At 45.2% G+C, this 9413-nt stretch carries 10 protein-coding genes; 3 read left to right on the forward strand and 7 right to left on the reverse strand.

Annotated elements, in window-relative coordinates; genetic code table 11:
• Window positions 1-603, forward strand: a 603-nt coding sequence (locus MED222_RS07020) for a TIGR04211 family SH3 domain-containing protein (RefSeq protein WP_232281816.1), incomplete at its 5' end; no start/stop codon positions are given.
• A gap of 130 nt (window positions 604-733) precedes the next feature.
• On the opposite strand, the gene MED222_RS07015 is transcribed toward MED222_RS07020, so the two are convergent.
• Together MED222_RS07015 and MED222_RS07010 are read right to left on the reverse strand one after the other, a co-directional pair.
• A complete protein-coding gene (locus MED222_RS07015) occupies window positions 734-1654 on the reverse strand; it encodes a general secretion pathway protein GspB (RefSeq protein WP_009847788.1) in 921 nt (306 codons plus the stop codon).
• The gene (locus tag MED222_RS07010; protein ID WP_009847789.1) at window positions 1654-3342 is read right to left on the reverse strand and encodes an ExeA family protein; all 1689 of its coding nucleotides are present in this window, start codon (window positions 3340-3342) and stop codon (window positions 1654-1656) included. Before MED222_RS07010 ends, MED222_RS07015 begins: the two co-directional genes overlap by 1 nt.
• Before the next feature lie 36 nt (window positions 3343-3378).
• Here MED222_RS07010 and MED222_RS07005 point away from each other — a divergent pair, with 36 nt between their 5' ends.
• Window positions 3379-4695, forward strand: coding sequence for a multifunctional CCA addition/repair protein (locus MED222_RS07005; protein ID WP_009847790.1), 1317 nt, complete (start codon window positions 3379-3381; stop codon window positions 4693-4695).
• 100 nt (window positions 4696-4795) lie between these two features.
• Here MED222_RS07005 and MED222_RS07000 read toward each other — a convergent pair whose 3' ends face one another.
• From MED222_RS07000 to folB, 3 genes are read right to left on the reverse strand one after another with little or no spacing between them, the layout of a single operon-like run.
• On the reverse strand, window positions 4796-5599 hold the full coding sequence (locus MED222_RS07000; protein ID WP_009847791.1) for an undecaprenyl-diphosphate phosphatase: 804 nt from the start codon (window positions 5597-5599) through the stop codon (window positions 4796-4798).
• Window positions 5600-5613: 14 nt separating this feature from the next.
• Entirely contained in the window at window positions 5614-6096 is a 483-nt protein-coding gene (folK, locus tag MED222_RS06995) for a 2-amino-4-hydroxy-6-hydroxymethyldihydropteridine diphosphokinase (RefSeq protein ID WP_009847792.1), read from the reverse strand.
• The gene (gene folB, locus MED222_RS06990; protein ID WP_004735969.1) at window positions 6093-6452 is read right to left on the reverse strand and encodes a dihydroneopterin aldolase; all 360 of its coding nucleotides are present in this window, start codon (window positions 6450-6452) and stop codon (window positions 6093-6095) included. Before folB ends, folK begins: the two co-directional genes overlap by 4 nt.
• Before the next feature lie 138 nt (window positions 6453-6590).
• On the opposite strand from folB, the gene plsY reads away from it, so the two are divergent.
• Window positions 6591-7187, forward strand: a complete 597-nt coding sequence (gene plsY / locus MED222_RS06985) for a glycerol-3-phosphate 1-O-acyltransferase PlsY (protein WP_009847793.1) — start codon at window positions 6591-6593, stop codon at window positions 7185-7187.
• Between the two features lie 91 nt (window positions 7188-7278).
• Here plsY and MED222_RS06980 read toward each other — a convergent pair whose 3' ends face one another.
• A complete protein-coding gene (locus MED222_RS06980) occupies window positions 7279-8094 on the reverse strand; it encodes an alpha/beta fold hydrolase (protein ID WP_009847794.1) in 816 nt (271 codons plus the stop codon).
• Window positions 8095-8218: 124 nt separating this feature from the next.
• On the reverse strand, window positions 8219-9235 hold the full coding sequence (gene tsaD, locus MED222_RS06975) for a tRNA (adenosine(37)-N6)-threonylcarbamoyltransferase complex transferase subunit TsaD (RefSeq protein WP_009847795.1): 1017 nt from the start codon (window positions 9233-9235) through the stop codon (window positions 8219-8221).
• Window positions 9236-9413 lie beyond the last annotated feature (178 nt).

Raw genomic sequence — 9413 nt, forward strand, 5'->3', positions numbered from 1 at the left:
CTGATTAGCTTAGTTTTGTTCGCAATGCTTGCGGCTCCAGCTGCCTTTGCTCAAGACCGTTATATTGCTGACAAACTATTTACTTATATGCACTCTGGCCCAAACAATACTTTCCGTATCATAGGTAGTATTGATGCCGGCGAGAAAATCACCTACCTGCAAACTAACAAGAGCACGGGTTACACTCAGGTTCAAGATAGCCGAGGACGTAAAGGTTGGGTTGAGAGTAAGTTCGTAAGCACAAAAGAAAGTATGGCGCTGCGCATGCCTAAGCTAGAGAAAGAACTCTCTGAAGTAAAAGGCAAACTGGCGAATGCTCGCCAAAGTGCTGACAGCGAAAAAGCAGGTCTCGCAAGCTCTCTAGACTCTCGCAACAAACAGATTGCTGAACTAGAGCAGAACTACAGTGAGATTAGCCAACAGCTAACGAGCTCTCAAACTGAGAACCGTCAACTACGCGCTAAGCTAGATACTCAAAAAGATGACTTACTATTGAAGTACTTCATGTACGGTGGTGGTGTTGCTGGTATTGGTCTACTTCTTGGCCTTGTTCTGCCACACATCATGCCTCGTCGTAGAAAGTCACCAAACGGCTGGGCGTAAGCCTCGCATTTGCTAGTAGGTTCAGTATCGAATATCAAAAAGGAGCACCGAGGTGCTCCTTTTTATTTGTCTGGATTTATCATTCAAGTCACAGCGCTAACATCAATCACAGTAAGTAATATCGATAGTACTAACCTTTCCACTCATACAAAGCTGGGATTTCTATTTTCTGCTGATTGAATTCAATGATTACCGATTGTGGTTTAATCTCAAGCAACTGAATACCCCGCTCGATCCATTCCCCTTGAGCAACTTCATGTCCATTCACTTTTACCCAACGCTTAGTTTCGCTACTCGAGTACATGTGAGTTTGTAAGTCTAACTTAGGTAATACACCAGACAATCTATTGCCATGTGTTTCTAAATCGATGACCTGAGAATCCATATTCCCCACAGGTCTAGAATCCATCGGTTCAGATGAAACCGACTGCTCTCCCATCATTGATTCAAGCTTCAACGCTAAATCGGGTGACAACTCGGTGAGGTCTAACCCTTTCAGTAAATCACGGTCCGATTGCAGCGTGGCATTATCATTATTCGTTCCAGGTTGAACTGACGGTTCAATAGATAATGGCTCTAAATTCGTTGCTGCTTGATTACTAGTATCTACATTTGCCAATATCGCTTTTGAGTCACTAGCGATATTACCGATGTCGGTGCCCATCTTTGCATGTATCTCTTGACGCGGTAGTGCTTTCAAAAGCTGGCTTACCGGTGCCGAGCGAACAGAGAATAATGCTTCATCGTCTGCATCCACTGACACTGCATCCACACTGGCAATGTGAGGCTCAAGGTCTGATTGAAGCTTTGATTCAGGCAGAGCTACGGGGCTAGCCGAGCCTTGCTGCTGCTGTTGATTATGCGACTGGTAAGCCAGAACGCCGCCCACCAATAAAGAAGGCACCAAGACAAGGATCAGTCCCATTGTTAACGATGAACCTCGTTTGTTGCTAATCCCTCTAGCAGAACTAGGCACGTGATGGTTTTGGTAACCTTTAAAACTAGGTTTATTATTAGAAGACTGTTTAAGCTCGTGCATAATACGTGACATTAGCTTTCGCCTCCTTCTAATGACATCAACTTAGGCGAGTCGAGTTGAGCTAATCTCTGCAACCTTGCTAAGGTGCGCTTACCTGCGATGCCATCAACAGACATACCCTGCCAAGTTTGAAACGCTTCGATTTTCATTTTCAATTCATAGTCAAATACATCACTGCCCGATACGTCTTCACCCAAGACTTCTGAAAGCAATAGATCAAGTAAAGCAACCGCCTCACCTTGATAGCCCTCTTTCAGGGTCTCTCTTAGCGGCTGTTTCCAAATCGCGACATAATCACCTTGCCAAATTTGCTTTAAGGTGCGCTTAGGCATCACCAATAGCTTTTCGTTGACTAGGAGCTCAACAGACTCCTCAGACGCGCCATAAAGTACAGCAAACACAGGTTCTTGACCTAATTCCAGATTAAGAACCACGGGAACTCCAAGTTCAATCAAATATTCTAAATTGGCTTGATGTTGCTCACATACAAATACACTTTGTTGTTCACTCAAACATAGCCAATCACGAAGCGAAGATTCATACCCCCAAAGCGTGTATAGGTCCCTAATTGCAAGCGTTTGATTATTCCCTTGCCTTAAGTGATTCTGAACATCTTGTGGTAGTGCAAACTTCGAAGCCTTGAGATCTTGAACCGATATAGATTTATCATCCAATATCGGTGCTTCAGCCACAAATGAGCGTTGAGTATTCGCCGCTACTTCCGTTTTCACTTCACTGGAAGTATCCGCAGGCATCCATGAACTAATATAGGTTGGGGCGAAGTTAAAGGTCGCGATTACAAGGCCGACACTTAATGTGGCAATCCCCGCGTATTGGATTAATTTTGGAACTACATGAGTAGCACGAGTTTTCTCGACGTGATACACATCGGCCTGAAAGGACATGACCTGCTGACAAGCTCGGTTAACCGTTTCATTACTCGGTGATTTATCACCATCATGGAAAGCCAATTGCAGCGCTTTATCACACACCAAGTTAATGAGCCTCGGAATACCATGGGTATATTGGGAGATAAGCTTGATTGAACGATTCGAAAACAACATCTGCTCACCACCAGCCGTTTCCAAACGAAACGCGATGTACTTACCCGTTTCTTCGATATTAAGAGGTAGTAAGTGATAGCGACCTGTAATCCGCTGCGCGAGTTGACGTAGCTGTGTGGTTTGTAAGTGTTGCTGTAATTCAGGTTGGCCAACCAACAGCACCTTTAATAGCTTACGACTATCGGTTTCTAAATTGGTCAGAAGGCGTAGCTGCTCCAACACATCAGCTGCAAGGTGTTGGGCCTCATCTATCACCAATAAGGTTTGAATGCCTTCAGCATGGCTATCAAGCAGGAAGTGATGAATTGCCTGACTCAGCTGTTTCAACGACGCTTGTTCAGGGTATTCGACCTCAAACTCATCGCAAATAGCTTCAAGTAGATCTGAATTGGAAAACGTAGGGTTGAGTATAAGGCCAGCTTGAGTCTGATTATCGAGTGATGACAACATCGCTTTGGCGACCGTTGTTTTTCCAGTACCCACTTCACCAGTAAGCATCGCGAAGCCCCCACCTTCGCCTAAACCGGCTTGTAGGTTCTGCATCGCTTCTTGGTGACGCTGACTCAAAAACAAATAGCGAGAATTTGGTACAATCGAAAATGGCATCTCAACGAAGCCAAAATATTCCTTATACATGTGCTGCCCTATAATTACGATTAATGGAAAGTACCATTGCTCGCAGTAAAGTCCAGCAGTGATAAAACATTTCGAGGTGATAAGTTGCAAATATACGATAGCCTACCAAAAGACAATGGGCTACAGCGCTATCTAGTCGGTGGAGCGGTACGCGATAAGCTGCTCAATATTGATAGTTATGATAGAGATTGGGTCGTGGTAGGAAGTACCCCTCAAGAGATGGAAAGCCTTGGCTTTACTGCTGTCGGGAAAGATTTCCCTGTATTCTTACATCCAAAAACCAAAGAAGAGCACGCACTGGCTCGCACTGAGAAAAAATCCGGTTCGGGTTATACAGGTTTCGAATGTTACTTTGCACCAGATGTGAGTTTGGAAGAAGATCTCATGCGTCGAGATCTAACGATCAACGCCATCGCTCAAGATGACAATGGCCAACTTTACGATCCTTACCATGGCCAAAAAGATCTCTCTGATCGTATTCTAAGGCACGTCTCGGATGCCTTTGTTGAAGATCCTCTTCGTGTGCTGCGTGTGGCTCGCTTCGCCGCCAAACTCCATCATCTCAACTTTACGGTTGCATCTGAAACCATGGTGATGATGAGTGAGATAGTGCAATCAGGTGAACTGGCACACCTCACTGCCGAACGAGTTTGGCAGGAGTGGCATAAATCTCTTAGTACTCCGCACCCTGAAGTGTTCCTTTCTATACTGAAAGAGTGTGGCGCATTAGCTGTTGTGTTGCCTGAAATTGACGCTCTATTTGGTGTGCCTCAACCTGAAAAATGGCACCCTGAGATCGACACGGGCATTCACACTCTGATGGTGGCTAAACAAGCAGCACTCTTAAGCCAGTCATTGCCAGTACGCTTTGCCGCTCAAGTACATGATTTAGGTAAAGGCGTCACGCCAGAAAGCGAGTGGCCAAGCCACAAAATGCATTGCCATACAGGCTTAAAAATCATTAAGAAGCTGTGTGAAAGAGTCAGAGTGCCCAATGAATTCAGAGACCTCGCACTGTTAGTGTGCGAACAGCATTCCAATATCCACCGTGCAGGCGAGCTAAAGCCAACCACCTTCCTCAAGGTTCTCAACAAATTCGATGTTTGGCGTAAGCCAGATAGACTCGACGATATACTGCTTTGCTGCCAGGCCGATCACGCAGGCCGAAAAGGATTAGAAGATCAGCCTTACCCTCAGAAAGCGCGTTTTGAAGTGGCTTACCAAGCAGCGCTTCAAGTCGAAGTGAAATCGATTATTGCCGATGGTTTTCAAGGTAAATATATTCGAGAAGAACAAGAAAAACGCAGAGCGGTCGCAATTGAAAGGGCCCTATCTGAACTCGCTGATAATTAAGCATTAGAAGATTGATAAACACGTATCAAAAAACCCGCTATTAGGCGGGTTTTTCCGTTTCAATCTGTAGGACCATACATGTGTCTTCGTAAGTCGAGCGCTACTGCATCATCAAGAAAGCGAATAGACCAAAACCTAAAATCAAGCGGTAAATAACAAACGGCGTCATACCCATACGAGAGATAAGCTTCAAGAAGAAGTGAATACAGATATAAGCACTAATGAAAGAAACCACGATTCCCGTTAGCAAAGTACCAACATGGATTGGATCACCACTGGTCACTAACTTCAGGCCCAAATAACCACCAGCCAGAGTGATGATTGGGATAGACATCAAGAAAGAGAATCGAGCCGCCGCTTCACGTGTGAAACCAAGGTAAAGTGCTGCGGTAATCGTTGCGCCAGAGCGAGACGTACCTGGGATGATCGCCATTGCTTGAGCAAGACCAATAAACAGCGCCTTTTTCCAACCCGCTTGGTATTCGTCATCACGCAGGCTTGAGTTCTTATCCACCCACCATAGCAACAGACCAAAGATAATGGTGGTCGTCGCTATCCCCCATGCACTGCGCAAGTAAAGCTCAACAATATCTTTCATCAACAAACCAAAGATACACGCAGGAATCGTCGCGAGAATGATCATCCACGCTAACTTCGCTTCTTTACTGCGATCGCCTTTAAACACTGAACCAAAGAATGCGCTCAACAGAGAGACCACTTCTTTACGGAAATAGATAACCACGGCTGCCAAAGTACCGACATGGACAGCCACATCAAAAGCCAAGCCTTGATCTTCCCAACCTAAAACAGCAGAAGGAAGGATTAAGTGTGCAGAACTGGAAATAGGTAAAAACTCAGTAAAGCCTTGCACCAACGCCAACATAAACGCTTCAAAATAACTCATTACTTGCCTTCAAATTATAGTTTCATATCTACAACAGAGAGTGTGTCTAATTGCTGCATATTCTGCCATATTTCACTGACGGTTCTTCCATCTTGCGGGATCACTCTCGCAGGACAGAGATCATAAAGTGGTTGTGTTACAAAAGAATATTTATAGATATCACTGCGTGGTAATTCTGGCTCGCTCTCAGAAACCACCTCTCCAAACAGCACAATATCAAGATCGAGCTTTCGATCTTGAAGCTTATGGGCATCTTGAGGGCGACCCCATTTAAACTCAATTTCACGGAGGTGCTGTGAAAATTCAGTCAATGAGAGTGATGTATCGATCTCAACCACAAAGTTATAAAACGAGTGGCTTTTAAACCCCACAGGCTCACAGTGATAGATCTTAGAGCATTTAAGGTTAGTCCCTAATGACTGAAGCTCTGTCCATGCCACCCTTGCATGCTTGTCGCGGTCTATGTTCGTGCCAACACCAACATAGGCTATTGTCATGCTTGACCTCTTTCGATGATCACACCCACGGCTTTTGCTTGTGGTACTGCGCCAGGCTTCGCTAGACGAATTTTAATCCAAGGCACTGAGAACTGAGTCATAATCAATTCAGCGACTTCTTCTGCCACACGCTCAACCAATAGGAATCGGCCATTCGCAATGTGGTCAAGTACGGCAGTGCTGACTGTCGAGTAATCCAAAGCATCGACAACATCATCACTCTTACCTGCTGGGCGATTGTCATGAGCCATTTCAATATCAAGCACAAGTTTTTGTTTAATCTCTTGTTCCCAATCGTAAACACCGATCGTTGTAATTACTTCTAGCTGTTCAATGAAAACTTTATCCAGTGCCATGACTTGTCCTTTTAGAGGTCGGATACCCATACCGGGGAAAAAAACGTATTATTTGCGTAATTCCAGATATGATATCAATTACTCTTAGATTGAGCATTATTTTCCCATCGTTAGGCTTATAACTGTTTAAGGAAAAACATGACCCCATTGGCACTCATCATGATTATTGCTGCCTATTTACTAGGTTCAATCTCTAGTGCGGTCTTGATATGCCGAGTCTTAAGACTTCCTGACCCAAGAACTGTGGGGTCCAATAACCCCGGAGCCACCAATGTGCTTCGCGTGGGTGGCAAAGGCGCCGCTGCGGCCGTCCTGCTTTGTGACATGCTTAAAGGCACCATTCCTGTTTGGCTTGGCTACTACCTCAAGATCGATCCCATCATTTTAGGTGTTGTGGCGATCGCAGCCTGCCTTGGTCATATGTATCCAATATTCTTCCACTTTAAAGGTGGTAAAGGCGTCGCAACCGCACTCGGAGCTATCGCCCCAATTGGATTCGATCTAACGGGCATGATCATGGCGACCTGGTTAGTTGTGGCATTTTTGTTTCGTTATTCTTCTTTAGCTGCACTGGTTACTGTGTTGCTCGCACCTTTCTACGCTTGGTTAGTCAAACCTCAATACACACTGCCTGTGGCCATGTTGTGTTGTTTGATCGTCCTACGTCACCATCAGAATATCCGCCGCCTACTCGATGGCAGCGAACCAAAACTCGGGCAAAAAAAATCGGCTTAAACTGTCATGTCTAAGCCGATCCATTTTTAAATTGAGATACGTTTAAACCAACGTAAATCTCTGTCGAGCAATACTATTCAATATCTAAAGCTTACAGCAGATGTTTATCTAAAAACGTCTTCAGCATTGTGTTCACAAACTCTGGTTGCTCTAGCGAACTAATATGACCAGCATCAGGAATCACCACTAACTCACTGCCCGTAATACAATCGTTCATTAGGTATGACTCAAGTGCCGGACGTGGTTTGTCTTCTTGCCCTACAGCGATCAAAACTGGCAGTGCAAAGCTCTCTACTGCTTCAATCATATCGCGACGTCCAAAGACCATTCGACCGATTCGAGCCACTTCTTCAGCGTTCTCACCCTTAAGAGCCGATAATTTCTGAGTAAAGCCTTCCACTAAAGTTGGCGTGTTTGTTTGAGCATCATTTGCAAAGAACAATGGAACAACCGCTTCAACAATCGGTTGAGGAACCATCTTGGTTTGAGTAATGGTGTCTAACATGCTGAAGTATTTAGCATGAGCAACTTCTGGTTCTAAACCAACAAAGGTATCCATTAGAACTAAAGATTTAATACGTGCAGGTGCAAGTTCCGCTAACTCGGTTCCCCACATACCGCCAACCGATAAACCTACTACGGAAAATTCTTCGATTTCTAAATGATCAAGTAGATCCAAAATGTGTTGAGCGTAATCTTTTAAGTTGCGCATCGAGCTCGGCGCGGCTTGTGATTCACCATGAGACCAAAGCTCTGGAACAATACAGCGATACTGAGCTTTTAGAGCCTCGATCTGTGGCTGCCACATTGCACTGTCCCAAAGGTAGCTGTGGCCTAATACAACAACAGGGCCTTGACCTTCATCTAGGTACGCCATCGATTGATTGTCTACTGTGAACTTGTTCATTTTCTTCCCTAATCTCTCTCAGCAATTATTTATCGACATACAGTCGGTAAGCTAGGATATAAAAACGGCCGCACTCAGCGACCGTTTATCGAAATACTATGGTTTATTTGGCGATTGGTTATGATTAAACAATCGGCTCTAGCTGGTCAATTGGCCAACGCGGTGTGGCATGGACAGATAAATCAGCCGTTTCACCATTCTTCAGGCGCTGCATGCCCGCATAAGCGATCATCGCACCGTTATCTGTACAGAACTCAGTGCGTGGGTAGTACACCTCCCCACCGATTTTCTTGGCTAATGCTTCAAGCTCAACTCGTAGTTGTTTGTTGGCACTCACACCGCCAGCAATCACGATACGTTTCATACCCGTCTCTACCAACGCACGCTTACACTTGATTACCAAGGTCGCACAAACCGCTTCTTGGAACGCATAAGCGATGTCAGCACGAGTTTGGTCATCATTGTCATTAGCACGAATGGTATTTGCCGCGAACGTTTTCAAGCCCGAAAAGCTCATATCTAGACCCGGACGATCGGTCATTGGACGTGGGAACTTAAAACGACCTGGCGTGCCTTTTTCTGCGAGTCGAGATAGCAGTGGACCACCTGGGTAATCTAAGCCCATTAGCTTCGCGGTTTTATCAAACGCTTCACCCGCCGCATCATCAATCGATTCACCAAGAATTCGGTATTCACCAATGCCTTTCACTTCTACCATCATGGTATGACCGCCAGACACCAGCAGAGCAACAAATGGGAATGGTGGAGGATTATCTTCTAGCATTGGCGCAAGAAGGTGACCTTCCATATGGTGCACTGGCACAGCAGGCACGCCCCACGCATAGGCAATACTGCGACCAATCGTTGCGCCCACAAGCAATGCACCAACCAAACCAGGGCCAGCCGTGTAAGCCACGCCATCAATATCTTTCGACGTTAGGTTCGCTTCTGCCAATGCCGCTTTAATCAGTGGAATGGTTTTTTTTACGTGGTCACGCGACGCTAGCTCAGGTACCACACCACCGTAATCGGCGTGCAGCTTTACTTGGCTGTATAACTGATGAGAAAGCAGCCCTTGCTCATCATCATAAATTGCGATTCCTGTTTCATCACAAGAGGTTTCAATACCAATAATGCGCATAATTTTCTCGGCACGCTTTCGTCTAAAATGGGAAATTAGCGCAATATTACCCTGCCTAAGCTCTTCAAACAAATATTGTACAGACTATAATCGACAAAGTGCTTTACAAAGCCACTGTGATCGGATTAAAATTCCGCACCATTTTTGATCAAGCTGGTTAATGACCAAACGCGAATAG

The organism is Vibrio sp. MED222 (assembly GCF_000153005.1).
GTDB lineage: Bacteria > Pseudomonadota > Gammaproteobacteria > Enterobacterales > Vibrionaceae > Vibrio > Vibrio tasmaniensis_A.